Raw genomic sequence first — 26,102 nt, forward strand, 5'->3', positions numbered from 1 at the left:
TGAGCACGATAAGTTAGTATATGATTAAGAAACGAAGAGTTTTTGGTTAGCGAAGCGATGGTCCAAAGCGTAGTTTTTTCTATCTTTATCTGGATAGACACCCTCTTTTGTGGTGGAAGCAAATTGAGAAAGCTTTTTATAGTTAGGCGGCCGGCGCCCGTCGAAAAAATTACATGCCCGGTAATATCTAAGATCCACAGCCCATGTGCCAAATTGCTTCGGTTTCATGACGATCCGGCGCATTGTCGATAAAGGATTGGAGAATATCTCAAGTAGAGGGCCGAACATCTCGGACGGATCACGAAAACATTCCCAATCGCATTGCCGGCATGCCTCAGACTCAGCCGATGGTCTCAGCTGCTGCAAGTCGAGGGCTTCAAGGCGGCCAAAATCTTCATTGCCCCGGTATCCACACGGATACACGTGGCCATCAGCGGCATTGACAAAAAAGAAGTCAACCCCGCCCCGACAGCCAAACGTCTCACCCCCTAGCATATCGCTGCTGTATTGACGAACCAAGGCTTCCAGCGAACTTAGCGGAGAAAAAATGCGTATTTTTGATCGAAAGCGCTTGATGGTTGTAATCAATGCCTTGAAGAGCATCCGCTTTTCATCTGGCGTGAAGCGTACGATATCGTCTGCCGTGGTCGCTGCATACACGGCGCTCAGGCCTTGACTGTTCTCGGGAATATCGATGCTCATGGGATAGCAGGTGTTGGCCATGGTAAAACCAAGATCGATGACCTTTTGGTAAAATCGTTCGAATGCCCGTCGATAGCGGTGGTAAAATGTATCCAGATAAGCATCGCTCGTTGCCGCTTCGACTCGCCGAAAATAACGCGTTGACACGCCACCCACGTTGCGATTGATCCCCAGGTTGACCGCCGGATAAATGCCAGCCTGATGAAAAATGGGCAGGGCTTTGGCGATTCCGGCCACGACCTCTGGAAATCCACGCATTTCTTCATGGATGTCGTCCACGCTGGAATCCAGGCTGATCCAGAAATTGCGCAGCGGTGTGTCTGCCAGCATCTCCACCATGCGGGATACCCGGTCATAAAAATCGCTTTTTTGCGGATTTTTGAACATGAATCCATTGGTTCCGGTTCGCGTATACCGCAAGCCGGCATCACCGGCATAGCGAATGAGTTCGACCAGGCGGGGCAGATCCAGAAGCGGTTCGCCGCCGGTAAATGAAATCGCCTGGAAACCGCGCCTGGCGGCGGCATCGATGAGTTTTTTGATTTGATCGGTGGCCAGTGTGGAGCGGGAAAATGACTCCGTGACCCGCATTCCGCATTGGGGACAGCGGGCGTTGCATCGATCAGTGATCTGAACGACAAGTTGGCCGGGAATACGGTTGTTGACAAGGGATCGGAGTAAAGCAGTAATCGGTATACCTCATTTGTTCAGGTTGATGGATTTTCATTTACGATCATACGTCAATTACCACACTCTTTGTTTGTGCTGTGTTAGCGGCGTATTTGTTTTCCATTTGGATTACTCGATAACAAGAATGAACAAGCGATTTAATCAATTTCTAATCGTTCGATAACATCAGGCTAATTCTCGACAACTATGAATGCCATCAGACAGGAATCAATAAATCTCATTTGTGATTTAGTAGAGGGTTTCCAATGCTTACACAACTTTTTGATTGGGTAAGGTTGACCATGTCCATTACCTGCATTTTACTGGCGATTTATTTTTCTTTCTTTTGATCTGCAACTTACAAACGGATCAAAAGAAATGTGAAGGAGTTTATGGCAACATTGACCAGACCGACAGGCCCCTATCAGCCGCTCGGCGACATCCCGTTTGCTGCATCCTCTCCAAAACCGGCGAACCTTTTAAAACTCATCCATGTTTTAGGTGTTCATCCGGCGACACCCGATGGACTTGCGCGGTCTCTTCCCTACACGCCGGAGGATGCCACAGCCGGGGCGGAAAATGAATACCAGACCGCTGTGCTGGGAAATCGGCGGGACGTGGATCTGGCGCGGGAAATTGAGGAATCAAGGTATTACCGGAATCTCAAAAAACAAGCGCTGCGCGGTGATACCCCCCGGTCAAAACGGGTTGCCCTGGAACGATTCCTGGACGGAAATATGGACGATGTCTGGGAAAACAGCTGGGTTCGATTGCCGATGGCATCACTGAGCCAATATGCTAGGTCCGTGTTCAGAAAGGATTTACGCGCTGACAAAGGCTGCCATGACAGCCCATTGCGAAGTGACACATGCCGGTTCTCTTTGACACTCAACGGTCATGATTATTTGCGTATTCCCATCAGCTATCTGTTGAAACTATCCCTTGCCGATGCCATCGGCAAACCACAGCTGCATGCCACCATCCGGGAAACGGGCCTGTCGGCCATGGATCATTTTCTGTCTGATAACACCTCTCCGGAGACCTTTTCATTCCATCCGGTTCGCAAAGATTCAAGTAATGGGGTCGGAGAAAATCTCGCCCGGGAAACCGCGTTCCGTTTTCTGCTTTCTCAATTGTTGATTCAGTATGCCAACCATCAGTTTGGTCTCATTGAAAGCGGCCAGCGGGCACTGCTCTATTTCGCTCCCCATCCACCGATACGCCAGAAGACGCTCAACAATCTCATATCGGACAGTTTCTATCGATCCCTGTTTATGAGCCCCTGTCTGTCCGGCTGGAATGATGGGGAAGCCAAACATCGATACATGCACCTGTGTCACACGGTGCTGTCACGCAGTCAACTCAATGCGGTGATTAAGCTCAGAGAAGCGGGGATCATCGCCAATAATCTGATTGTCCTGCCCAATCCATCCAATATCAGCCTGGCCAACAACGGCACGCACATCAGCCTCGGCAGCCGGATGCTCACCGGCCTGATGCAAGATCCAAAATCAGGCTATGGTGCCTTGGAAGAAAAACATTACGGTGATCTGGCGATTAAAGTCGTTGAGCATTTTCTGCCCCTATTTGTAGGAACTTACTCAGCCGCCCCGTACCGTATCGACTTCATGGACTTTCATCCTGAACGGGTGTTGGGATTTTTGCCCCATGAGCTGGATTTCACGCATCTGAGAATGCTGTGGCGACGATGGAAGAAAAAAGCGCACCTGAAAATCATGGGGCGCAGTTTTACGCCCTTCGGCCCCGAGTGGCTGGATCGCGGGCTATCCCGATGCTTCGGGCTAAAAGGGGATTTCGTCCCGGATTTTCGGCTGATCGATTATCTGGTGGCCCTGATGGCCACCGACGAAAGTCCGGCCCTGGATGGACAACTGGGCAATGATAGCCGGCTCAAAAAAGACCTTGGCGACATGGGGGTGTTCGATCCTTGCATGCCCCTTTACATGCTGTACAGAGCGCGAAGTTTCGATACCATGGGATTTACCGGTTTTGAAGGCCGGCATTACAGCCTTTTTGAAAGTCTCACCCGGGATATGGCCCAGGCCACCAATTTACAGATGCTGATAACGGCCCTGGCCTACAAATATATCGTTACCGGAGTGGTGAACCACAACGATATTCCTGATCACCCCTTTGTTGAAAGTGAGCGACGGCAGATCTTTTTCGGCGCAGCTGCCGGCATCCCGACATTTTATGTCCGCGTGGATACACCCAACCGGATGCTGGCGAAGATGGTCAAATCGACCGCCAATACCCGATCGAGCCGGCGCTATTCCGGCTATACACGGGTTCAGATCGCTGATTTTCAGTGCATGCTGGTCAAAACACTTCGCAAGGATGCGCCGGAATTAATAGAGATGACCGGTCTTGCGTCCACCATCGAAGACTTGGAGGCGCGGTTTCTTTCCAAGGACCAGGATACGGCTGCCGGCCGACTCACCCGTCGTATTTGCGAAACCGCCGGGGCGTCCTCCCCCATGCGCCTGGCCGGCGATAGTTTCAACTCAGCAGCCGAATCCTTTTACCGCAACCAGCTGAAGAAGGAGCAGTTGGGAGAGGCCATCGATCTGTGGTGTGAATCACTTCAACTCCTGGACGGGATGGCTGCCTGGCGCAACGGCACATACAACCAGGCCCTGTTATCCATTTTAAAAGGTAAAGATGCCGCAGCGTTGATCAGGACTTTGAAACCCGTGATTATTGGGGAGGAATTGCCTCTTGCCACAGTGACCCGGCTGATTCACCTCATGCTACTGACCCTTAATTATATGCGTCGGCAGACACAGACCAAACCTTCGGAGAAACAATAACATTGACAGCAGATCCAATTCCTCATCAATACATCGACCGCGAAACAGATAACGTGACCACTGAAAAGCTGATTGCCGATACCTTGATCCACCGGCTTTACTCCCGCGCCAAGGAGAGCCCTTCGCTCTTGTTCAAGGCGGCGACATCAAAACGCATGTCATCAATTTTAGGCTTTCTCAATTACGATATGTCCCTGAACGGCCATCATCAGAAAAATGGCGATCGTTTGAAAGCCATGGGCATAAACACGGATGAATGCCTGGATGATCCCGCCTCCCTGAACACAGCGCGCAAGATCTTCGAACGTAAAATCCGCTTTTGGCAGTGCCGTCCGCTTCCCGAAACCGAAGACCGCATTGTCTCTCCGGCAGATGCCCGAATGATTGTGGGGTCATTGGACTGCCACGACTCGCTTTATCTAAAAGAAAAATTTTTCAGCTTTGAAGAACTCCTTGGTATCGATAAACCCGCCTGGCTGGAAGCGTTTGCCGACGGCGATTTCGCTCTTTTCAGGCTGACGCCGGACAAGTACCATTACAACCACGTACCCGTATCCGGACGGGTAAAGGACATCTACGAGATCGATGGCTGTTGTCATTCGTGTAACCCCGGCGCCGTTGTTTCGCTGGTGACGCCGTATTCCAAAAATCACCGCGTGGTGACCATCATCGACACGGATGTCCCCGGTGGTACACATATCGGTCTGGTCGCCATGATCGAGGTCGTGGCCATGATGATTGGTGATATTGTCCAGTGTTACAGCCTCCATGCCTATGATGATCCCATTGACATCCAACCGGGGTTGTTTTTGGAGCGCGGATGTCCCAAAAGTCTATATCGACCGGGCAGCAGCGTCGACGTATTGATTTTTCAAAAAGACCGCGTGGCCTTTTCCGTGGATATCCTGGCCAATATGCTCCGCAAGGATGTGTCCAGCCGGTATACCCTGCATTTCCAGTCGCCGCTGGTGGAAACGGATGTGAAGGTGCGATCTGAGATTGGGCGGCGGGTGAATGGTGGTCGGTGATTGGTGATTGGTGAACAGTGATCGGTGATCGGTAATCGGTAATCGGTGATCGGTGATTAGTGAGGATTAGCATTTAGGGGTCGAGGATTCGAGTGATCGAGGAATCAAGGGGCAAGGGAATGACCAAAAAAAGAAACGATGTCGGCGTAGGGGCGAAAAATTTTTCGCCCTTACCATCGAAAGCGATCGTCTCTCGTTCAATTGATAGATTCTCTCAGAAAATCTGCTTTCACTCGACCCCTGGACCCCTTGAATCCTATACCCCTAAAAAAAATATCAACCCCCAACAGGACCACGATCATGGCAAACTGGCTTTTTGTGGCAGCCCTGGCACTTTTTCTCGCACCCGTTTATCTATGGAGTTTCAAATCCTTGCCAGGAGAACGCTGGCAAATCCTCTGCAGCGTGCCTATCCATAAAGATGGAAATGGTGCCTGGGAAGGACTCAATCTTACGTATTACGGTTTTTTCAATGCACTGGCTTTATGTGCCGGCGTGGCCCTGGTGTTTATTCTGACTGCATCCGCCGGCATTGATTTCAAGGTATTTGCCGCAACGATTATCATTGTGCTCGGCATCTGCCTGCCGGCATCGCGTGCCATTGCCCGGTGGGTAGAGAAAAAACCGCATACGTTCAGTGTGGGAGCGGCTTCATTTTTAGGGATTGTCGCTGGTCCGTGGCTGGTTTTATTGGTGGCGAGTATTGCCCGCAAATGGTTGGGCATTCAAATTGAAACCATGGCGGTGGTATCGGCGTTGATCATCGGTTATACCTTGGGAGAAGGCGTTGGTCGCCTGGCCTGCGTCAGTTTCGGATGCTGTTATGGCAGACCCATCGATCAAATGCACCCATTGGTCAAACGCTATTTCTCATGGGTCACCTTTACCTATATCGGCCAGACCAAAAAAATTGCCTATGCCCATCAACTGGATGGGGAAAAAATTTTTGCCGTGCAGGCGGTCACCGTTGTCCTCTATACCCTGTGTGCGCTGATGGCGACACTGCTTTATCTCTACGGGGCGTATGCCTGGGCATTTTTTCTATGTCTTTTCGTTACCCAGGCATGGCGTTTTGCCTCTGAGTTTCTGCGGGCGGATTATCGGGGAAAGCGAAAAATCAGTGTCTATCAGTTAATGAGCCTGTTGACGATTCCTTACGGTCTGATGATGCCGGTTGTGTTTCCGTCGACCGGTCCGATCGCGAATGTGCTGGCCGGCTTGCAATCCCTGTGGGATCCGAGTGTTATTTTATTTCTCCAGGTTCTGGGGCTGGTCATGTTTTTCAGGACAGGAAGAAGCCAGACCACCGGGGCGGGGATCCGGTTTCACGTGAATCAGGACCGGATATAGCAGGCGCGGGTAGAAAATGGGCAAATGATCATCGGTCGGCTACAAAATGTAGTGCAACAAATCTATCACCGCTTCATCAAACTCAAGGGAGAGCCCCGTCAGATTGCGCTGGGTTTTTCTCTGGGAATGCTGATCGGCATGACCCCCTTTTTTGGCATCCACATCCTATCCGCTTTGGTTATCGCATCCTTTCTTGGATGGAGCAAAATTTCAGCATTGATCGGAGTCAACATTACCAACGTCCTGACCATACCGATCATCTATCCACTCAATTACTGGGTGGGGGCAACATTGCTAGGCACTTCACAGCCGTTCAAATGGCCGGACAGTGAAGGTGCAACAGCAATTTATGAACTGATCAAACAATCGCCAATAGTGCTGATGAACCTGTTTGTCGGTGGGTTGGTGCTTGGCATCCCTTTGGCGGTTGGTGGATATTTTTTTGCAATGAGGGCGGTTTGTCTTTATCGGAGCAAGAGAAAAAATAAGCCTCCCAAACACCTGAGTGGCGGATTGAAATCATTGGATAGGCACTAACTATGATGCCCTAGACGCATGACGGTATCCTTTCCCCGACCAATACTCACAATAGGTTCTGGCACCTTCTGGCCCCATAAAACGGTTGAGCAATTTGGTCTCCGTCTTCATCAAATCAACGACCACCAACCCATCGACAGCGTCACAAAATTCCCGATCAACATTAAAGGCGATAAACTGCCCGTTCAGCTTAAGGTAATGCCGGATAAGCACCGGTACACGCTTACCATCATTTTCAATTTCGGAAATCAGCATTGAAATATCATCGATTGAACCGACAGCTTGCCGGTGATTCAAATCATCCAGCGACCGAGGTGAGCGCATTCGAAATGGGCAACGGGGGCTCACATAAGCACTTAATTCTCTGGATGAACAGTTGCGCTTTAGAAATTGGATCATGAGCTGCTTGGAAATGCGCTGATAACTGTTGCTGATGCTTACCGGGCCGAAAAGAATTCGGTAGTTGGGGTGCTTTACCAGGTATCCACCGATGCCCTTCCACAATAAGGCCAGGCAGTTGGGGTGCCGCTGATATTCCGATCGGATGAACGATCGACCCAACTCAAGGGAATGGGTCAGGTGGCGCATCAGACCGCTTTTAAATCGGAACAGAGAATGGGTGTAAAGCCCTTTTCTTCCGAACCGGGCCAGAATGTCCGCTGTATCACCGATACGATAGGCACCGATCACCTCGGCGGTATGCGTATTTAAGAGAATCAAATGGCGATAATAGCTGTCAACAATGTCGACGTCCATGGATTTGCCGGTGCCTTCACCTACCTCCCGAAAGGTTTTTTCGCGCAGTCTGCCGATTTCTCTCAGCATATGGGGGATCTGTTCGCTGTCAGCGATAACCACCGCCATCTGTTTATGCGTGATCAAGCGACAGTGATCGGGCAGTGCTGAAAATTCAGCGCTCAAAAGGCCTGGGGATACTGCTGGAATCAAATCCTGAGTCTTTTTTCCCGCTTTTGGAAACGAATAAAAGAGTCGTTCCAGATGACCCTTTTGACCTTTTTGTGATAGACGGTTGGCCATAAAATAGGTATTGAATCGCAACCAGCGCATAAGGCTTTTGTCGTCTTCGAAAAATCGCATCCGGTCAGAGGAAATACTTTTACCAATATGCAGGGGGATGCGCGTTGACTGCCGTGCCAGCATCTCTCGGGGCAGCATCAATGTCCGCAACCGGGGATGAATCAGCCCCAAGAGGTTAAATAAAAGGCTGTTACGCCCAGGAAAAAAGACCGGCAGTACCTGGGCGCCGCTCAAGCGCACCAGCCTGGCGATATGCGGGCTCCACACCGGGTCGGTGATTCGGCCCTGGCGATAGTCGATGTGCGAAACCTCACCGGCAGGAAACGTGATCAGGCAATTGCCTTGTTTCAGCCATCGCAGGCAGGCTCGAAACATTTTGGCATTGGATTGCACAGATGACTTACGACCAAACGGATCGACGGGGATAATGGTCTCACGAATCGGTTCAATATATTGAAGAAGATAGTTGCCCAGTACTTTTGTATCCGGACGGATACGCATGAAAAGATCTGCCAAAATAATACCTTCAATGCCACCAAAGGGGTGGTTGGCGACAACCACAAGGGGGCCTTGATTGGGAATTTTAGCCAGGTCGTCGGAAAAAACCTGGTAGCTGATGTTCAGCAGGCGAAGAATTGCGCCAAAAGGCTTCACAGAGGATGCGTTGAGCAGTTCCGCGTACATCCTGTTAATTCGGCTGATTCCTATTGACGGGTCCATCAATCGGCAGGTCAGTCTGAATGCATTGCGCAAAAAGGGGTTGCTGCAATGTCGCTCGATTTGGATGAGCCTTTCCGGGCGTCTCACGCGTAAAGGGTTGTCCTGTTTCATTGCTCCATTTCCTTCTTGGAACCATTGACTTGAGTATAACGCTGTTAACCCTAATACGTGGCGAATATCTGTTTGGAGGTTGTTATTATCTGGTTAAAATTTGATTAGCGCGAGAAACAACGGTCAAGCGTTGGCAAGGCCGGGTGGCATACGGGGGCAGGCAGAAATGAATTCAATCGGTTTATGCCGATTCATCGAAGCGAAGGACTCTTTTCATTTTTGTTGATTCTCTCTCCACCCAACCGTTCTTCTCCATTTGTCGAGCCGTTGAAGGTATGGTAGGCTAATACCCAAGATGGGATAATGGATCGTTTACAAATTTATTACGTATCTAAAATCCCACTATCCCTTGTGCATCGGTTTATCTTGGTTTATATCCTTGCCTTTAAAAACAACAAGTTGGTGGAAACATGCCCAATTCGATCATTATTGCCACGGGAAGTGATATCCCAAAAGAACGAATCCCGAATTCACATTTTCTGGACCGCGAATTTTATTCGCCCGATGGTCAGAAGATGGAAAAATCCAATGCGGAAATTGTACAAACATTACATAATATCACAGGGATAAAGGAAAGACGGTATGCCAGCGACGATTTGACCACAACCGATGTTGCCTACCAAGCGGCTGTGGCCGCCCTGGAGGGGCTTGACCGGGAGAGCTTGGATTACATTATTGTCGCCCAGAATTTTGGTGATGTGCGTGCCGGAAACCTGCGTACCGATATGGTGCCGACGATCGCCTCACGGGTCAAACACCTGCTGAAAATAAAAAATCCTTACTGTGTTGCCTACGATATTCCTTTTGGTTGTCCTGGCTGGCTTCAGGGAATGATCATGGCCGACTACTATATCCGTTCTGGCGATGCCAAGCGCATTCTTGTCATTGGCGCCGAGATTCTTTCCCGGGTAGCGGATCCACACGATATCGACTGTATGATTTTTGCCGATGGTGCCGGAGCAACGGTGGTCGAGGCCTCGGACGGGGCAGATGGTATCCTATCCCACGTCACCCGGACCGATGCAGAGAAAAATGCCTGGATGCTGCGGCTGGAAAAAACCTACCACCCCCATCGAAAGGGGGACGAGCTATACATTAAGATGGATGGCCACGACATTTATCGGTACGCGCTGAAAACCGTGCCCCTGGTTGTCAAGCAGGCTCTGGAAAAGGCCGGACTGGTCCTTACGGATGTAAAAAAGCTGCTTATGCATCAGGCCAACGCCAAAATGGACGATGCGATTCTGGCGCGTCTGTTCAGGCTTTACGGTATTAAAGAGGTCCCTGCGGAAATCATGCCCATGATCATCCATTGGGCGGGCAACAGTTCCGTGGCCACGATCCCCACTATGCTGGATCTGCTGTTAAGGAATCAGATCGACGGCCACCGCCTGTCCTCCGGCGATATCGCCGTATTTGCTTCGGTGGGGGCGGGAATGAATATTAATGCCATGGTCTATCGCATGCCTATTTAGAATCTGAACAATTGGCCGATCAGCTGGGCTTTCATGATGTCACCCGAGATTTTCAACTTGCCTGAGGTATAGGCCTCCATGGGCAAAAGGGTCCCATTGATCATGGCCAAAAAGTCGTCCTCGGCGATTTCAAGGGTGCACGTCGGTTCAGGGTGGCGGCCGCTGCTGACGTTGCAAGCGCCGGAGCGAATATCACAAATCCACGCTCCCGCCCCGGCAATGAGATACTGAAATGTCACTGTCAGGCCGGTCGCCGTATCGGCTGCAAAACAGTCGGGCATGGCCGTAAATACCTGGGCTGCCGTTTTATACCTCCCTGGCGCATCAGCGGAAGAATCCGCCGTTGTCGGTTGCAGGAACTGAAGGCGATCGGCCATTTGATCGTTTAAATCCCAATAAAACTTTCCGCCGGACAGATCCGAGATTTCATCCATATGTGCCATGATCGTCTCGGGCGTGGGCACTTGACCATCCTTGGCCAATACTTGTCCCGGGCCGGTGATCATCGCGGCCCGGCTATAGTACCCCATGCCGGCGATATAAATATTACCGCTGACCACGCTGCGTTCCGAGCAAAGGCTGAGCACCAGTGGGGCGACGAATTCGGGTTTGGATTGATTGAACAGCTCCGGCGGCATGATGTCTGCTGTGAGCCGGGACGCGGCAAAAGGTGCCAGTGTATTGACGCAGATGTTATGGTTGGCCCCTTCCAGTTTGATCGTATTCATCAACCCCACCACACCCATCTTGGCCGCTGAATAGTTGGACTGGCCGAAGTTGCCGTACAGACCGGACCCGGAAGTGGTCATGATGATGCGACCGTACCGGTTTTCCTTCATCACGCGAAAGGCAGGCCGGGTGACGTTGTAAGCCCCGCTAAGGTGGACATCAAGGACCGCCTGCCAGTTTTCAGGCGCCATTTTGGCAAAGGTCTTGTCGCGGAGGATACCGGCATTGTTGATCAGAATGTCCACCGTGCCATAGGTGTCCAGGGCGGTTTGGACAATATTTTCTCCGCCTTTGGCGCTTGCCACATTGTCGTAATTGGCCACGGCCTGGCCACCGGCCGAGCAGATTTCGGCCACCACCTGATCGGCCGCCGAGGTTGAACCCTCCCCGGCACCGTCACGGGCCCCCCCCAAATCATTGACCACGACCCGGGCACCCCGTTTGGCCAGCTCAAGGGCATAGGTCCGCCCCAGTCCGGCCCCGGCCCCGGTGATAATGGCCACCTTACCGTCAAAACGGATTTCATCCGCCTTGTCCTCAACAATGTCGCCATACTCAAATTCGCCGTTGTCAATCACCACCTGCCCGTTATTGGCATTCACGGTTCGCCAAAGGGCCTTGCCGTCGGCGGTTTTCCAGATCAACGTGCGGATGGGCTCTCCCGGATAGAGTGTTTTTGAGAACCGGCAGGTCATCCGGCGCACCTGTTCGGGATGACCCGGAACAAAGGAATCGATCAGGGCCCGGCAGGCAAACCCGTGGGTGCACAACCCGTGCATGATGGGTTTGTCGAATCCAGAGCGTTTGGCAAATTCCGGATCCACGTGCAGATGAAAAATATCACCCGAAAGCCGATAGATAAGCGGTTGGTCCGGGGACGGGGTCTGTTCGACGACAAAGTCGGGCTCGCGGTCGGGAAAGACCACGGGGACTGTTTTACGGTCCTGTCCACCGAACCCACCGTCCAGTCGGCCGAATAAGGTGACGATACTGGTAAACAGGTGCTGCCCATTATTATGCACCGTTTCACTCTGAAAAACAGCCAACGCACCTTTATCTTTGCCTTTGTCAAAATAGCCGGTAATTTTACCGGTGGTGGTCAGCGTCCCCTGGGGGGGGATGGGGTTGTGGAATATCAGTTCTTGCTCACCGTGCAAAAGCCCCTTTAGGTTGATACCGGAGTCGATCGCCGCCTGGGACAGTGCGTCGAAAATCAGCGCAATGGCAAAGCTGGGGATCACTTTCAGATTTTTTTCAAAACAATAATCCAGTTCGGAAAAACCCGCGCCAACGCCCAGTGCATAAAGGACAACATCCTTCCATGTGTAATCCTTGTGCAAGGGGCCGACGGGCTTGCCGATGGCATCCATATTAAGCGCCATAATGGCTCCTTTTTGTTTGTTTTTCGTGGATTGAGCAAACTAAAATCAAACATCTTTAAAAGTCAATGGCTTTCCGTTAATGAGATGCCGTCAGCGGTCGATACTGTTTAGTGTCCAGCCAGAAATGTACAAGTCATTGCTGAAATGCTTTACTTTTTAAACAGTGGACTTATAATGCAGCCACAAAAGAACCAACGCAAGGAGATATTAATGGTGAACACGATTGAAATTCCCCAACGGCTCATGGGGTCATTCAAACGCATTGCGCGACGCATTCCTGTGGATTTGAAAAAAGACGAGCAGTTGGTCAGAACCCTTGTGGCCTATCTTCAACTGGGTGGTGAAAAACTGGCCCGTCAGGCTGTTGATACCGCCAAGCAGACATTAGCGCTTGAAATTATTCAGCGTAAGAAAAAGGCCCGTGAAGAAGCACTCATTCGCGCCGCCGAAGCGCGGTTGGCGGCATCCGATGACGACGACGAGCATGACGACGACGATGATGATGACGATGACAACGACGATGATATCAAAGATTATTAGATCGATTAAAAATTCCCGCCCTTTTCAGGCGGCAATTTGTTCCGCAAACAGTTTTTCCAGCCTTTGATCTAGCCCACACATCCATAAACCGGCAACTTTTTGCCAGTACCCGATTGCAGGTGGCCGATGGTTACGCTTTTTGAGCACCTCAACCGAGAAGACGCGGAAACGTTCAGCTTGGTGCTCAATGCCGTGGGGATCGGCCACCGGGTGGTCGGCACACCCCACCGGTTTCGTATCGATGTACCGGAACCGCTCACCGAGGCCGCCCTTACGGCGATTCATCGCTATCAGTCTGAAAATGCAGTTCCTTTGACAGAACCCACGCCTGCCCGCCATCAGCCGGTGTCGTTGCCCCTTTCCGGCATTTTTATCGCCCTGGCACTATTGACCGTTTATTTGGCTGTTGAGGGCAGTCAGGCGCCCCATGATTACGATAAGGTCTTCGGTGCGGATGCCCGTCGTATTCTGAGAGGGGAATTTTATCGTTGTGCCACCGCCCTGTTGCTTCACGCCGATGCCACCCACATTACTGCCAACATGGCGGGGATCGCCCTGTTTGGCAGTGCGGTCTGCACCATTACCGGTACTGGGGTGGGATGGTTGATGATCCTGTCCAGCGGGATTTTGGGTAACCTGATGAACGCCTTGGCCTACCAGCGGGATCACTTGTCCGTGGGGGCATCCACAGCTATTTTTGGTGCGATTGGCGTGCTGTGTGCGGTCCAGGGACTGAGCGCCATACGAACCGGCAAAGGCTGGAAACAGGTGGCGCTGATTGCCGGTGCAGGCATCGCATTGCTGGCTTTTTTGGGCACCGGTGTACGCAGTGACATTGGTGCCCATCTATTCGGATGGTTTGCAGGCGTGCTTTTCGGGGGAATCCACGGGGTATTCTTCAATTCACCATTGGGGAAAAAATGGCAGGTGACGGGTGCGGCGATCGCCGTGGTTACACTCGTGGCGGCCTGGATCCGGGGGGTGGTCGGTTGAAACGGTCGACTCATTGTGACTTTTCTGGAAATGTAACATTCAGGTCAACGGGTAGGGGGTCAGGCTTTCCACCCCGGACTCGGTAACCAGAAGGGTTTGTTCAAACTGGGCCGACAGGGAACCGTCCTTGGTTACCGCCGTCCAGCCATCATCCAAAATCACCAGCTCCTTTTTCCCTATATTGATCATGGGTTCAATGGTAAAAACCATCCCCGGGATCAGTCGAATTCCTGCTCCAGGCGCGCCATAGTGGGGAATTTGGGGGGCTTCATGAAAGTCGATGCCTACGCCATGACCGACAAATTCGCGTACCACCGAACATCCCTGACCCTCGGCATATCTCTGGATGGCGTAACCAATATCACCTACCGTATTGCCAGGCTTGACCATTGCCATGCCCCTGGCAAGGCTTTCCCGGGCAACGGCGACAATTTTTCTGGCATCAGCACTCGGGGTGCCAACAAAAAACGTTTTGTTGGCATCAGCATAATATCCGTTTAAAATCGGTGTGACATCCACATTGACAATGTCGCCATCGTTGATCGTCTGATTGCCGGGAATACCGTGGCAGATGACCTCGTTGATACTCGTGCAGACGCTTTTGGGGAACCCACGGTAATTCAGGGGGGCGGGGATCGCTCCATTGCGGATGGTGAAATCGTGAACGATCGTATTGATTTCTTCGGTGGTCATGCCGGGGCGGATATGCGATTCCACGAGATTCAGTGTCTCGATAACCAGCTTGCCCGCCTGGCGGATGCCTTCGATTTGTTGCGGTGTCTTAATCAGGATGCGGTGCTTTTTGGCGTATTGCATATCTGAATTGGGTTGGGTGGTCGTTTTGCCCAGACAACAACGTTTATATTTTTTCCCGCTACCGCAGGGACAAGGGGCGTTACGACTGATTTTTGTGGTATCTTTTTTAATTTTCACAAGCCATTTCCTTTTTTATGCACATGTATCGAATATGGTCCATGGCTGTCAAACCATTATATGAACAAATTCGCAAAAAGCCGTTCACTGGATTGTCATATTGGGGGAAAATCCTGCGATATTTGGCAAACAAGGCTGAATCCAATTAAAAAAGGCGGCCATTTGGCCGCCTTTTTTAAAGGAAGAGGAGCGGAAAGGAGTTTAGCGCACTCGTTGTTCGCGCTTGAAACTCTTATCGGCACTCATGTGAAGGACTTTAATTTTTTTTGCTTTATTTGAGAACTGTCATTGCTTGTGCTATTAGAAACATCAGACGCAAACAACAAACGCATGAAATAGACACGGACCGATTCCGTTGTATTATTCGAGTGATATTTTTAGCATGCGTATGGTTTCAGGAGGCGGATCATGACCATTTCGAACGATGAATGGGAACGACGGATTTTGTGCAGCGATGGCAATTGCATTGGTGTTATCGGCGCCGATGGCTGCTGCAAAGTGTGCGGCAAACCGTATGAGGGCGATTTACCGCTGACAGCAACCAGCTCTGAAACAATCTTAGAGGACGTGGACAGCGAACCGTCGGAGACGGATCAAATAACGGATCAAGCCATTGACCCTGTTTTAAGCCAAGCCTTGGCGCGTGTTGCCGATTTTGTCACTCAGGTAACCGGTGCAGAGCCAACCCCAGCGGAAATTGCCGATGCCTTGTCCCGCTATTTTGTACTCAATGAAATTAAAGATCATATTTTAATGGTTAGGCAAAATAAGGAATGATAATAAAAAAATACGATTGTCCTTGAAGGGTGCAGTCAGGGGCGCGATTGCCAATGGGCTGCGATGGCGGCGGTGTCGGACTTTTTCTGGATCCGATGATTTCACTCCCAGCGGTTTGCGCCTTTATGCCGTAAATCGATATATTGAACCGTGCCATGTTCATTGATAAACGAAGTCAGCAGCCAACTGACAAGGCTGATAAGCAACGCACCCAATAGGGCGGTTCCAAATCCATCCACTGAAAATCCGCCAATCACGCCGGATGCCATCATTAAAAGGATGGCATTGATAACAAAGGTGAACAGGCCCAAGGTAAGAATGTTAAGCGGAAGGGTCAGAATTAAAAGGACGGGGCGAAGGAACGCGTTGAGTACCCCCAGTACCGCAGCGGCCATCACAGCCGACATAAAACCGGCAACGCGAATGCCATCAATCATGTAAGCTGCTACAAAGATAGCAATCGCCAGCAAAAGCCATCGCACAAGAATGCCTCTCATGGGTTGTCTCCATCGATCGGACGGCGCTGCAGTGAAGGGGACGGCATCAGTTTATTTTTTCCCGCAATTTGCCTGAACATTTGAATGTCACCACCCGGCGTTCATCCAGCATCATCTCTTCACCCGTGGCTGGGTTTCTACCTTTACGTTGTTGTTTGGCTTTGACACAAAATTTGCCAAACCCACTGACCAAAACGTTTTCACCGTCAGCCAGGGATGATTTGATGATCTCCAATAGGGTCTCAACGGTGTCGGTTGCTTTGATTTTGGTGAGTCCGGTTTCATTTTGAATATTTTCTACGATTTGCGCTTTTGTCAGACTCATGCGGCTTGCTCCCTTTATCTTTGGATAACGGCATGTTCTCTAAATTGATGGCGGCCGTGCCTTTGGTTGCAAATGGATCTGAAAGTGTTGCCGAATTGCTGCTAACCATCTAAATTGTAAATAATAAATCCAATCTATGTGCCTATTTTGATGTCAGGAGTTCGCTCATTTGTCAAGAAAATATAGGAAAAATCGTTATTTGGGACATTTTTTCGCGTAACCTCTGACCGTCGAACCCGTTATGATGATAACGTGGATGCTTACAGTCAATTTTATTCTGATAACAAAGATCGGCTTTACGCTTATCTTTTACGGATGACTGGCGACGCCCCACTGGCCGTCGACCTGGTGCAGGATAGTTTTGTCCGTTACCTTAAACGCTACGGGTGCCAGGATGCCGGCAGCCGTGCGCTGCTGTTCACCATCGCACGCAATGCGGCGTTGGACGCCATTCGCAAACGAAAGGCGGTTTCGGCTGAGGTAGACGATTGCATTGATCCGGGACACACCCCGGAAGAGCAGGTCATCCAGCGCCAGACCGTGTCGCGGTTGTTGAAAGCCATCGACCAATTGGAGCCTCAGGATCGTGAGCTGATCTCATTGGTTGCCACTGCCGATCTGACCTATCGGGAGATTGCAGGCATATTCAACATCAGCGAGGCCAATGTTAAAGTAAGGGTGCATCGGGCGCGCTTAAAACTTCGAGATATTATGGCCTAAACTGGGCGATTGTCGAGCTTGCCGCATGTACAAGGTATGGGATAGGAGATGACCGATGAAATACCTGTCAAGCATGTATATAGACAACGAGATGAACCTGGACGAAAAAATCCAGTTTGTCGACAAGATTCATTCCAAGCCGGTCTTTTATCAAGATACCCGGGCGTTGCTGCTTCAGGAAAAGCTGCTTCGGGTGCCAACGCCCACAAACCGGTTGCCGGCCCGGCCACCCCAACCATCGAAATCCATTGCATGGGTTAAATCCATTTTCAACCCCCTGATTTATGCCGCCGGTGGATTTGCGCTCGCAGGTCTGCTGCTTTTCAGCCTGGTGCCCCCCCATCGCGTGCCAACCCAATCGGTCAACCGCTTTGTGATCTATGAACCGGCTGCCCGCCAGGTGGAATTGACCGGTTCATTTACCGACTGGCAGCGGACCCCACTTCAGCGGGTCGGAACCAGTGGGTATTGGGAACTGACCCTCGCGGTCCCTTTTGGCGAGCACCGCTTTGCCTATATCCTGGATGGCGACCGGCAGATGGCGGATCCGACTGTTCCCAGACGTGAAAAAGATGATTTCGGTGGAGAGAATTCAATTCTTAACGTGGAGGCCAGGGTTTGAAACCAACTGTATTGATGCTTTTGCTGACTATGTTTTTTATATCTGCTTGTGCTGCAAGCCATTTTTATCGGATCCAGGAGCAGGAGGTCACACTGGTTCTGCGATGGCCTGAAGCCAGGAGTGTGATGCTGGCGACCTCTCTGGATGGATTCTTTCTGCGGCCGGCCACGCCGGTGTCTGACGCATGGGAGATGACGGTGCCGGCAGGTAAGAGTTTTCGTTATTTTTACCAGGTTGATGGAAAGATTGTCGTGCCTGATTGCGCAATGAAGGAGACCGATGATTTTGGATCCGAAAACTGCATTTTTGAGCCGTCGTTGTAACGGTTGGAGAGGCTGAACGTTATGGGGATAGATACGGATCAGAAATAGGAGATTCATCATGAAGATCGCTCAATTGCTAATTGCCTTGCTGCTTACTTTCCCCGGTTTGAGTGATGCGGCAGACGACACGGTACTGCCTGCACCGGTTCGCTCGCAAATCGAAACCCAGGCCCGGGAGATGAGTGCCATGGGTGCCGATTACGAGGATGCCCGCAAGATGCTGACCACGATGCATCGCAATCAGTTTTCGGATGAAACGATCGCACGCGCCCGGCAGACGGTCATGCAATGTGCCAAGGCCGCACTGCCCACCGAACCGGTAATGAACAAAGCCATGGAAGGCATGGCCAAACAGGCCCGGGAGGCGCAGATTATCGCTGCTATGCAAGCCGTACGGAGCCGATATACCACGGCCAGTCGCATGGCCAAGACGCTTTCCAACAATAAAGCCCACACCACGGCCATGACGCACAGCATTGCAGACAGCCTGGCGGCGGGGATGACGGTCAAGGATATGGAAACCCTGACTACCCAGCTAAGGACCCAGTCCCGACAACAGACACGAAGCCAGGCAGAACAGCTGGCCTTGCAAACCATGCAGACTACCCGCACCATGGCAAGACTGAGGATTCATTCTGATGATGTAACCGATACCTTGTGCCAGGCCCTGCAAAACCGCTATACGTATCAGGAAATGAAACAATTGCGTAGTCAAATGGCCAGGCACGCCAATCAGTCTTCGGCGCAGCAGGTTGCCGCTAAACATGCCGGCTCCATAGGCAAGGGCTCAGGTATGGGGAATTCCAGCGGCAGTGGCTCTGGTGGTGGCGGTTCCGGTGGCGGTGGCTCTGGTGGTGGCGGTTCCGGTGGTGGCGGTTCCGGCGGTGGCGGTTCCGGCGGTGGCGGTTCCGGCGGCGGTGGTTCCGGCGGCGGTGGTTCCGGCGGCGGCGGTGCTGGTGGCGGCGGTGCTGGTGGCGGCGGTGCTGGTGGCGGCGGTGCTGGTGGCGGCGGCGGTGGCCGATAACAAGGGACCCAATGCGTCCACCTAACGGATGCGAAGATACAGACCGGTCACCCCAACAGCAGGGCTATCCTCCCGGCCCGGCAGGTGGGGTGCCCGGAGGATTATGAACTTGCCGGGCTCCGCCGTTTTACCCTGTAAATCACATCCACACGGTTCCTGGCACTGTTTTTAAGCTTTAACGATGAAGGCTGCAATACGAGGCCAACCGTGGTTGTACCGCCGGTGGCGATGGTTTCAAGGGAAATTTTTTCCGTGTAAATGGTCTCGATATTTTTGAGCATCAAGCTGGCTCCCACGACCTTGACCGTGTTTGGCACCAGCCTGACATCTTTAAGGATCAAGCTGGGTTCCAGCTTGCCGATCCAGTCCGCTTGAATGGGAAGTATCTTTTCAACGGGAACATCCACGTTGACTACCAGGACCTGAGGATCCACCTGCTTGAGTTTGATTCCCGGCGGCAGGAAGATCGTGTCCCGGGAAATAATCAGGTGGTTGCTTCCGGGCATTGTATTGGCCAGGTTCAGTTTGACCTTGACCTGATCCGCGCGCACGGATTTAAGCAGTGCGCCCGAGCCGCTGAGTTGAAGCTTGACGCTTGAGTTCGAGACATCGAAGATTTCCATGTGGGCATCCCGATTCATAAACTCCACTGGAACCTCGATGTTGATCAGGCTTTCGAGCCCCCGTGCAAAGCTGAACCAAACCGTTGTAATGCTAACCAGGCAGATCATGGCGGCAAGGCCCAATTCCAACGTCTGCCTTTTTAAACCGCGGACTTCCCCATCCTCCCCGGCATGTCCGCGCAACAATTGATCCAACTCGATATTGTCATGAATGTGGATAAAGGATTCGTCTTTGAATACCGTGACATGACCGCGTTCTTCGGAAACCACGATCACCAGGGCGTCGGTTTGCTCGGCCAGTCCCATGGCGGCACGATGCCGGGTGCCGAAATGGGTGGGCAGATCGCTCCTTTTTGACAGCGGCAAAATGGCGGCCACTTCCACGACACGATCTCCCTGGACGATGACGGCACCGTCGTGCACCGGGGTGCCATGCCAAAAAATACTGACCAGCATTTCCCGCGATAACTTTCCCTGCCAGGTGACACCGCTTTGTACCACCCCTTCCAACCCCTTGTTGAGTGGCAGAACAATCAAGGCGCCCAGTTTGCGGCGGGCCAGTTCATAGACGCTTTCCACGATGATGTCTACTGGTGTGCGGACTTGGCGTCGGGGGATGCCCCAAAAAAAAGACTTTAGGTTGCGGGTTTGCAGTACGCCTGCGATTTCATTGCGGAACACAATGATGATGATCAGCGCTGCCACGGCGATAATGCCTTGCATGGCCCAAGAGGTGACAATCAGACCCATATTGACGGCAAGGCGTTCGATCATCCAGAGCATGGCGATGGCCATGATCATACGGATGACATTGGTGCCGCGGAACAGCACGTAAAGGCGGAAAAGGATATAGCTATTGAGCAGGATGTCAGCGATATCCTGCCAGCGCAGTCCACTGAAAAATAGAATCAACGAATCCATTCGGACTAATCCGTGATGCTGAAGCGCAGGGTTTGCATGGCGTTGTCCTGCTCGTCGGTAATCACCACCCGCCATGGCCCCTTGTCGGCATCCCTGAGCTGAACACTGGTAAATGACGCCCAGCTGGGCGGATTGATCGTCAGTCGTTTGACTGTGATCAGGATGTCACTGCGGTACCATTTATGGTGAACAAAGGTTTTCTGGGGCACCGGATCAAATTTTGTGTAGCACGAGACCCGCCCCAGTTGGATAGAAAACACCACCGCCGAATTGATGGGTTCGTAGTTTTGGATGCTTTCGCACATCACCGCCTGGACCAGGATCGGTCGTTCGGTGATCGGCGCGTCCTCGGCATGCGCCGTCCATCCCAGGGCCATAACGATCAGCCCGACCAGGCCATAGTGCATCAATTGTCGTGTGGCTGCCATAAACTTACAGTAGCGCAACCACCTTTTTTTTCAAGAGGAAATTGATTTGTTGATGCCGATTCAGCTATCGCCCATTTGAAATCAAGCCTGAAAGATAATTGGCTCAAAACGGATTGGTGTGCAGATTACCCCTGATCGGCTGATCTATGGCACAGGCAGTGCCACTAACTGTATTGGAAAGCAGAAAAAGGCCGGATAAAATGGGGAGAGGACAGGATAAAAACGGTGTTCGGGGGGGGGAGGCGTAAGCCTATGTTGGATCTTCCTTGCGAAGCAATTCGCTGAGGGTATGCTTGAACAGAATTTCTTCAATGGCTTCCCTATCGCGAAGCCGCCTGATCTGCTTTTCTTCCATCAACCATCCGAAACCCAGGTCGTCGAAAAAGACGATTTCCATTTTTTTGGCCATATGACGGACTCCTTTGAACGGTGGCGGTCCGGACAGGCCCTGCCGCACTCACCGTTGTTGTTCGTTCTATCTAATATCGCCGTTTTCGGGTTTTGCTTTAGATCAAGACGTTTTTATCAGGTCGTCGGATTCGATATGGCGGCGGTCAACATGGGCAACACGGCATTCGCGATGATTTCAATTTCACTATCAATTTGCTGGTAGCGGATGTCGCTGACGTCCAGATAGATTCGTTTTTCGTGGGGAAAAATATCGTTATCCGGGTCGATTTGCATGGCACGGTAAACGTTTTTGCCCAGTACAATCACCACGAAATCGGCTTTGGGGCAGACGTTTTCAATCACCCGGCCGGCATTTTGGGGATGGATTACCATGGGACGATAGGGGGTGATGAAGGCCGGCTCGGCAAGTCGTTCGGCAGCCGGGCCCCTTTGACGACCGCTGCGCTGCAAACCGATTAAAATATCCTGCTTGAGTTGATCGACGAGTTGCCGGTACTCCGGTGATGGCACAACATCACCGTTGGTTGCCTCGAACAACGCGTTCATGGAGGGTAAAATGGCAATGGTTACTGGGGATTTTTTCCCGGTGGGAGTGGTACTTGACACCTGGCGGTAGTTGGCCATCTGGTCGGCAAGCAATGAAAATGTGTCCTGCTGGGCCACACCGATTCGTTTCAGGGTGCTGACCAGAAACGGGTGCTGCATATACTGCAACAAGGCCGGTTCCGACTGCAACACATCCTTGAGAAAGTGAAATTCCCCATCCGTGAGATTCATCTCGGCCAGGTCCGCGGGGTGCGGCGCGCGGCTGCCCGGCGCAAACAAGGCTTGGTGGCGGACCAGGGCGGCCATACCGACCGTTTCCCCGCGCATTTGTTTGTGAATCAGCAGCAGGCGAATGGCCATTAATTCGGCGCAAGGGTAAAGGCTGTCGTGCTCACCGGTGCCTTTGAAAAGGTTCAGGCGGCGGTCGTAGTGATACAGCACCTGGGATAGCCCCAGAATATTGGTATCCAGTACCATCAATTCGGCGCGCAGGGGAACCGGGCCGAACATGCGCTCTTTTACCAGGGCAAAATCAAGGGGCAGGTCACTGCCCCGGGTGGCCCATTCCTGCCGCATCGGCAGGGGGCCGGCTTTGCCAAGGACCACTTCCATAAGATAAGCCATGATTTCACCGGCAACTTGCTCGGAGGCAGTCAGCTTGGTCGTGGGGAGGGCTTTTTGCGCTTTGTAATAAAGGTGCATGGGACTGCAAGCGGCAAGGATTAAAATAGTCACCCATACGCCGATCCTGTTTATTCTGAAACAATGCATGGTCATGGTCGGGCAGGGTCCTCCAATAGAATAACCGCCAGGGATTGCTTTCCATCGCACTTGATTACCAATGGGCGCTGCAGCCGGACATGGGTCAGGTATGGATCGCTTTGAAGAATGGGAAGGCCTTGCAAAATGTCCCAGCGAATCCGATCCCCACCGTCTTCGGTAACGGTCAAATAAGGGATGCCGTTGGCGGTGATATGATGAAAAAAATGAGAGCCGTGGGAAGGATCGGCCTTGAGCGATGCATTGCGGATTTCAACCATGGCGCCCACCTTGCTGATATCGCGCCATTTAACCGGGATTCCCAGCCAGCGATCAAAGGATCCCCATCGCCCGGGGCCCATGAGCAGGTAAGGCCGGTTTTCGGCTGACAACCGTTCGTTGACTTCGGCAATGGCCTTGGCGATGGTCTCTGTGTACTTTGGGTCGAACGTATCGGGGCGCACAAAAACAATGTCTGCCATGGTCTCTTTTCGGCCATGGCCCAGGGCCTGGGTGGAATAGCACACCGCTTCGGCCACATCCGCTGCCGAGATGGCCACGTCCAGGTGGTCTTCACCGGCGGACATGGGACGCATCTGCAAGATGTTGAATGAACCGGGCTTGTCTGCTTGATCGCTCAGGTTGACGGAAAACTCGAATTCAACCGGACATCCCATGCCTTCGCGGCCCAGTGCCAGCAGATCCTTGAGCAGGGCGGGCAGGGGAAAGGTATTGTACTTTAGAAGCGGCGCAAAGGTAAGCACCCGAGGGCCCGGCACATGCACCGTATCCCGGATGCGGTGTTCTTCGGGAACATAGGTACTGGCCAGGCGCATTACCGGTGCTTCGTCGGCCGCTTCGTCCACGTGCCGTTTTTCCACATTGAACCCGCGCTTAAAATAAAGATCATCCGGGATCCCTTCCATTGCCAAGGCCCAGAACGAAGTCTGCGCATTGGTCAGGATATCATCGATTTTGGAGAACTGTGGCAGTACCTGGGGATAGGCGGGGGAAAAGCGCAATGACGGCTCTCCCTCGGGAATGCCCCGTCCAAATCCCATGACGATGCGCGCCACCCCGTCTTCGGTGGTCAAGGGGGCCACCGGGTAAAAATTGTGGGATTGGGCGATGCCCGATATGTCCGGGTAGAAAAAAGCGCCATGCCGGCTGCCCACCAGGCGTTGGATGATGACCGCCATCTGGTCGCTGCGAATATGGTAGGCTGTCCCACTTAAAAAAGTGCGCGGCAACCGGAACCAGGTGGAGGCGTAAACCAGCTTGACTGCCGTAATCAACTGGCGGCAACGCATAGAAAAGCCGGCATGGGTGTTGGGCACCATATATGTCTTGTAGACACCGGTAAACGGATGGTTGTGAACATCTTCCAAAATACCGGAACTGCGGATGGACAGTGGATGGTGAACCGTTTCCAGGTAGCGGCACAACTGGTCTTCAAAAAGGGGGGGCATATCGGCCTGTACAAATGCCGCCGCAATCTCATCATCAGACTGCCTGGCCATGGCCGACGGATCCAGATTGTTATGGGACACAAAGGCGTCGAATCCCTCGGTGGTGATCACCAGGGTCTGGGGCACGCAAATGGTGATGTCCGGATAGCGTTCCTGTAACTGGGGGGTTTTTCTGAGCAAATTGGTTACGAAGGCCAGCCCCCGGGCTTTGCCGCCCAGCGACCCGTTGCCGATCTTGGTGAATTCGGAAATTTCCGGATCATAATCCGTGGATTCAAATTGCACCACAACACCACGTTGGCGCCATTTGCGCAAGGCGTGAATATGATCGATGATAAAGCGGCGAATGGCGTCCACACCGGTAAAATCGGCGGCCCGGGCTTTCCTTAAGCGTGAGGCCAGGGCGATTTCCCCCCGGGCCATGATCCAGTTGGAAAACCGGTTGCGGGTGGCGTGATAGAGCAGCGACTCATCGGGTACCTGTGGTAAAATGGCTTCCAGCGCTTTTAGATTGGCGGCCCGGATGATTTCACTGCCGCCGGGCCGACGGAAAATGAAATCTCCGAATCCAAGGCAGTTCAGGAAAAAGCGGTGCAGCTCAGCCATCAGGGTATCGCTGTTTTTGTCCAGGAAGGTCGCCGGAATCTGCTTGGCCAGTTCCCGGTTGGCAGATTCATTGCTGATCAATAAGACCGGCAGATCAAAAATGGCTTTGCGTACCTCAGAAAGGAAGGTCAACCCCGCATCGGCCGTCAGTCGGCCGTTTTTCGGATAGCGGGTGTCGGAAATGATGCCGAACAGATAGTCCGCGTACTGCTGATAAAGCGCCATGGCCTGCTCGTAATTTTCGGCCACGAGGATTTTGGGCCGGGCACGCATCTTGAGCAGCCGGTGTTCCTGGTTCAGGCTTTCCTCGAGCACCTCCTGGGTCTGATTGACCACCTCTTTATAGATCAGCGGCAGGAAATAAGAAATATAAAGGGGCGAGTCCTCCACCAGAATCAACACCCGCACCATGGCGCTTTGGGTGTCGGCCGCCACGTTGAGCCGGTCTTCCATGCTTTTGATGATGGCTAAAAGCAGTTCCGAGTCACCGGACCAGATGAAAAACTGATCAATCCCTGAGCGATCCTTGCCTTCGGCAGGCGGGTAGATGCCTTTCAGGTCATGGGCCAGGCAGACTACGGGAAGCTCGGGATGGGCGTGTTTGATTTCCAGTCCCAGCGCAAAGACATCCATATCATCCAGATGGGGCATGGCGATGACCAGATGAAAGGCCTTTTCCGCCAGCATGGTCATGGCCTGGGCGGCGGTGGCGGCCTGGGTGATACGAGGCGGTCGGCTAAGGTTCAGGCCGCGATATTCACCTATGATTTTGGATGCCAGGGAGCCGTCTTCCTCCAGAATGTAGGCATCATAGGGGCTGGCCACAAGCAGGACCTCGGTGACCTTGTTTGACATCAATTCATGGAATACTTTAAAGTGAGTATCGAAATCCTCATCCTGGAAGGATACGGGGAGGGTGAACTTGTTGTTTTCAACCGTCATCTGGAAGATCCGATCAGCTTATGGGCCCGGTATTGACGACTTTTTTCCGGTGTTCGTCCGAGAACTTGAAA

At 52.2% G+C, this 26,102-nt stretch carries 23 protein-coding genes; 12 read left to right on the forward strand and 11 right to left on the reverse strand.

Features of this window, described 5'->3' with window-relative positions:
* Positions 1–24: 24 nt before the first annotated feature.
* On the reverse strand, positions 25–1,398 hold the full coding sequence (locus tag Dvar_RS05995) for a radical SAM protein (RefSeq protein ID WP_419664072.1): 1,374 nt from the start codon (positions 1,396–1,398) through the stop codon (positions 25–27).
* Positions 1,399–1,763: 365 nt separating this feature from the next.
* Between Dvar_RS05995 and Dvar_RS06000 the strand changes: the two genes are divergently transcribed.
* The 4 genes from Dvar_RS06000 to Dvar_RS06015 all read left to right on the forward strand — a co-directional run bounded on the left by Dvar_RS06000 (position 1,764) and on the right by Dvar_RS06015 (position 7,117).
* A complete protein-coding gene (locus Dvar_RS06000) occupies positions 1,764–4,202 on the forward strand; it encodes a hypothetical protein (RefSeq protein WP_419660795.1) in 2,439 nt (812 codons plus the stop codon).
* A 2-nt stretch (positions 4,203–4,204) separates the two neighbouring features.
* Complete coding sequence (locus Dvar_RS06005) at positions 4,205–5,230, forward strand: phosphatidylserine decarboxylase (protein ID WP_419660796.1); 1,026 nt, start codon at positions 4,205–4,207, stop codon at positions 5,228–5,230.
* A 300-nt stretch (positions 5,231–5,530) separates the two neighbouring features.
* Positions 5,531–6,580, forward strand: coding sequence for a prolipoprotein diacylglyceryl transferase family protein (locus Dvar_RS06010; RefSeq protein ID WP_419660797.1), 1,050 nt, complete (start codon positions 5,531–5,533; stop codon positions 6,578–6,580).
* A gap of 24 nt (positions 6,581–6,604) precedes the next feature.
* Positions 6,605–7,117: a DUF2062 domain-containing protein gene (locus Dvar_RS06015; RefSeq protein WP_419660798.1), complete on the forward strand. Its 513-nt coding sequence runs from the start codon at positions 6,605–6,607 to the stop codon at positions 7,115–7,117.
* Here the strand turns inward: Dvar_RS06015 and Dvar_RS06020 are convergent, their stop codons facing one another.
* Complete coding sequence (locus tag Dvar_RS06020; protein WP_419660799.1) at positions 7,118–8,986, reverse strand: lysophospholipid acyltransferase family protein; 1,869 nt, start codon at positions 8,984–8,986, stop codon at positions 7,118–7,120.
* A 410-nt stretch (positions 8,987–9,396) separates the two neighbouring features.
* On the opposite strand from Dvar_RS06020, the gene Dvar_RS06025 reads away from it, so the two are divergent.
* A complete protein-coding gene (locus Dvar_RS06025) occupies positions 9,397–10,461 on the forward strand; it encodes a 3-oxoacyl-ACP synthase III family protein (RefSeq protein WP_419660800.1) in 1,065 nt (354 codons plus the stop codon).
* Here Dvar_RS06025 and Dvar_RS06030 read toward each other — a convergent pair.
* Complete coding sequence (locus Dvar_RS06030) at positions 10,458–12,572, reverse strand: SDR family NAD(P)-dependent oxidoreductase (RefSeq protein WP_419660801.1); 2,115 nt, start codon at positions 12,570–12,572, stop codon at positions 10,458–10,460. The two genes, Dvar_RS06025 and Dvar_RS06030, sit on opposite strands and share 4 nt — an antisense overlap.
* Positions 12,573–12,782: 210 nt before the next feature.
* On the opposite strand from Dvar_RS06030, the gene Dvar_RS06035 reads away from it, so the two are divergent.
* Together Dvar_RS06035 and Dvar_RS06040 are read left to right on the forward strand one after the other, a co-directional pair.
* The gene (locus Dvar_RS06035) at positions 12,783–13,112 is read left to right on the forward strand and encodes a hypothetical protein (protein WP_419660802.1); all 330 of its coding nucleotides are present in this window, start codon (positions 12,783–12,785) and stop codon (positions 13,110–13,112) included.
* 126 nt (positions 13,113–13,238) lie between these two features.
* On the forward strand, positions 13,239–14,105 hold the full coding sequence (locus tag Dvar_RS06040; RefSeq protein WP_419660803.1) for a rhomboid family intramembrane serine protease: 867 nt from the start codon (positions 13,239–13,241) through the stop codon (positions 14,103–14,105).
* Between the two features lie 39 nt (positions 14,106–14,144).
* Here Dvar_RS06040 and map read toward each other — a convergent pair whose 3' ends face one another.
* Positions 14,145–15,032: a type I methionyl aminopeptidase gene (gene map, locus Dvar_RS06045; RefSeq protein WP_419664073.1), complete on the reverse strand. Its 888-nt coding sequence runs from the start codon at positions 15,030–15,032 to the stop codon at positions 14,145–14,147.
* 414 nt (positions 15,033–15,446) lie between these two features.
* Between map and Dvar_RS06050 the strand changes: the two genes are divergently transcribed.
* The gene (locus Dvar_RS06050; protein WP_419660804.1) at positions 15,447–15,815 is read left to right on the forward strand and encodes a hypothetical protein; all 369 of its coding nucleotides are present in this window, start codon (positions 15,447–15,449) and stop codon (positions 15,813–15,815) included.
* Positions 15,816–15,916: 101 nt separating this feature from the next.
* On the opposite strand, the gene Dvar_RS06055 is transcribed toward Dvar_RS06050, so the two are convergent.
* Together Dvar_RS06055 and Dvar_RS06060 are read right to left on the reverse strand one after the other, a co-directional pair.
* Positions 15,917–16,312, reverse strand: coding sequence for a phage holin family protein (locus tag Dvar_RS06055; RefSeq protein ID WP_419660805.1), 396 nt, complete (start codon positions 16,310–16,312; stop codon positions 15,917–15,919).
* Positions 16,313–16,358: 46 nt separating this feature from the next.
* A complete protein-coding gene (locus Dvar_RS06060) occupies positions 16,359–16,637 on the reverse strand; it encodes an integration host factor subunit alpha (RefSeq protein ID WP_419660806.1) in 279 nt (92 codons plus the stop codon).
* Positions 16,638–16,889: 252 nt separating this feature from the next.
* Between Dvar_RS06060 and Dvar_RS06065 the strand changes: the two genes are divergently transcribed.
* Genes Dvar_RS06065 through Dvar_RS06080 form a run of 4 tightly spaced genes read left to right on the forward strand, consistent with a single transcriptional unit; the run spans position 16,890 to position 19,326 of the window.
* A complete protein-coding gene (locus Dvar_RS06065; RefSeq protein ID WP_419660807.1) occupies positions 16,890–17,357 on the forward strand; it encodes an RNA polymerase sigma factor in 468 nt (155 codons plus the stop codon).
* Between the two features lie 55 nt (positions 17,358–17,412).
* Positions 17,413–17,979, forward strand: coding sequence for a glycogen-binding domain-containing protein (locus tag Dvar_RS06070; protein WP_419660808.1), 567 nt, complete (start codon positions 17,413–17,415; stop codon positions 17,977–17,979).
* The gene (locus Dvar_RS06075) at positions 17,976–18,302 is read left to right on the forward strand and encodes a hypothetical protein (RefSeq protein WP_419660809.1); all 327 of its coding nucleotides are present in this window, start codon (positions 17,976–17,978) and stop codon (positions 18,300–18,302) included. The genes Dvar_RS06070 and Dvar_RS06075 overlap by 4 nt, the downstream gene beginning before the upstream one ends.
* Before the next feature lie 58 nt (positions 18,303–18,360).
* The gene (locus Dvar_RS06080) at positions 18,361–19,326 is read left to right on the forward strand and encodes a hypothetical protein (protein ID WP_419660810.1); all 966 of its coding nucleotides are present in this window, start codon (positions 18,361–18,363) and stop codon (positions 19,324–19,326) included.
* Positions 19,327–19,427: 101 nt separating this feature from the next.
* Here Dvar_RS06080 and Dvar_RS06085 read toward each other — a convergent pair whose 3' ends face one another.
* The 5 genes from Dvar_RS06085 to Dvar_RS06105 all read right to left on the reverse strand — a co-directional run bounded on the left by Dvar_RS06085 (position 19,428) and on the right by Dvar_RS06105 (position 26,031).
* Entirely contained in the window at positions 19,428–20,870 is a 1,443-nt protein-coding gene (locus Dvar_RS06085; RefSeq protein ID WP_419660811.1) for a diadenylate cyclase, read from the reverse strand.
* Between the two features lie 5 nt (positions 20,871–20,875).
* Positions 20,876–21,298 carry a DUF2914 domain-containing protein gene (locus Dvar_RS06090; protein WP_419660812.1) on the reverse strand — a complete coding sequence of 141 codons (423 nt, stop codon included), beginning with the start codon at positions 21,296–21,298 and terminating at the stop codon, positions 20,876–20,878.
* A gap of 250 nt (positions 21,299–21,548) precedes the next feature.
* Positions 21,549–21,707, reverse strand: coding sequence for a hypothetical protein (locus Dvar_RS06095; RefSeq protein ID WP_419660813.1), 159 nt, complete (start codon positions 21,705–21,707; stop codon positions 21,549–21,551).
* 116 nt (positions 21,708–21,823) lie between these two features.
* Positions 21,824–22,990, reverse strand: a complete 1,167-nt coding sequence (locus Dvar_RS06100) for a hypothetical protein (RefSeq protein ID WP_419660814.1) — start codon at positions 22,988–22,990, stop codon at positions 21,824–21,826.
* A gap of 38 nt (positions 22,991–23,028) precedes the next feature.
* Positions 23,029–26,031 (reverse strand): PEP/pyruvate-binding domain-containing protein, encoded by a 3,003-nt coding sequence (locus Dvar_RS06105; RefSeq protein ID WP_419660815.1) that lies wholly within the window; start codon positions 26,029–26,031, stop codon positions 23,029–23,031.
* Positions 26,032–26,102 lie beyond the last annotated feature (71 nt).

The organism is Desulfosarcina variabilis str. Montpellier (assembly GCF_048565275.1).
GTDB classification, from domain to species: Bacteria; Desulfobacterota; Desulfobacteria; order Desulfobacterales; family Desulfosarcinaceae; genus Desulfosarcina; species Desulfosarcina variabilis.

Coding starts and splice junctions, on each gene's coding strand:
- Dvar_RS06090 (WP_419660812.1), bottom strand. CDS start 21,298: ATGGCAGCCACACGACAATTGATGCACTATGGCCTGGTCGGGCTGATC.
- Dvar_RS06055 (WP_419660805.1), bottom strand. CDS start 16,312: ATGAGAGGCATTCTTGTGCGATGGCTTTTGCTGGCGATTGCTATCTTT.
- Dvar_RS06000 (WP_419660795.1), top strand. CDS start 1,764: ATGGCAACATTGACCAGACCGACAGGCCCCTATCAGCCGCTCGGCGAC.
- Dvar_RS06085 (WP_419660811.1), bottom strand. CDS start 20,870: ATGGATTCGTTGATTCTATTTTTCAGTGGACTGCGCTGGCAGGATATC.
- Dvar_RS06105 (WP_419660815.1), bottom strand. CDS start 26,031: ATGACGGTTGAAAACAACAAGTTCACCCTCCCCGTATCCTTCCAGGAT.
- Dvar_RS06070 (WP_419660808.1), top strand. CDS start 17,413: ATGAAATACCTGTCAAGCATGTATATAGACAACGAGATGAACCTGGAC.
- Dvar_RS06025 (WP_419660800.1), top strand. CDS start 9,397: ATGCCCAATTCGATCATTATTGCCACGGGAAGTGATATCCCAAAAGAA.
- Dvar_RS06040 (WP_419660803.1), top strand. CDS start 13,239: ATGGTTACGCTTTTTGAGCACCTCAACCGAGAAGACGCGGAAACGTTC.
- Dvar_RS06010 (WP_419660797.1), top strand. CDS start 5,531: ATGGCAAACTGGCTTTTTGTGGCAGCCCTGGCACTTTTTCTCGCACCC.
- Dvar_RS06035 (WP_419660802.1), top strand. CDS start 12,783: ATGGTGAACACGATTGAAATTCCCCAACGGCTCATGGGGTCATTCAAA.
- Dvar_RS06015 (WP_419660798.1), top strand. CDS start 6,605: ATGATCATCGGTCGGCTACAAAATGTAGTGCAACAAATCTATCACCGC.
- Dvar_RS06080 (WP_419660810.1), top strand. CDS start 18,361: ATGAAGATCGCTCAATTGCTAATTGCCTTGCTGCTTACTTTCCCCGGT.
- Dvar_RS06060 (WP_419660806.1), bottom strand. CDS start 16,637: ATGAGTCTGACAAAAGCGCAAATCGTAGAAAATATTCAAAATGAAACC.
- Dvar_RS06050 (WP_419660804.1), top strand. CDS start 15,447: ATGACCATTTCGAACGATGAATGGGAACGACGGATTTTGTGCAGCGAT.
- Dvar_RS06020 (WP_419660799.1), bottom strand. CDS start 8,986: ATGAAACAGGACAACCCTTTACGCGTGAGACGCCCGGAAAGGCTCATC.
- Dvar_RS06030 (WP_419660801.1), bottom strand. CDS start 12,572: ATGGCGCTTAATATGGATGCCATCGGCAAGCCCGTCGGCCCCTTGCAC.
- Dvar_RS06095 (WP_419660813.1), bottom strand. CDS start 21,707: ATGGCCAAAAAAATGGAAATCGTCTTTTTCGACGACCTGGGTTTCGGA.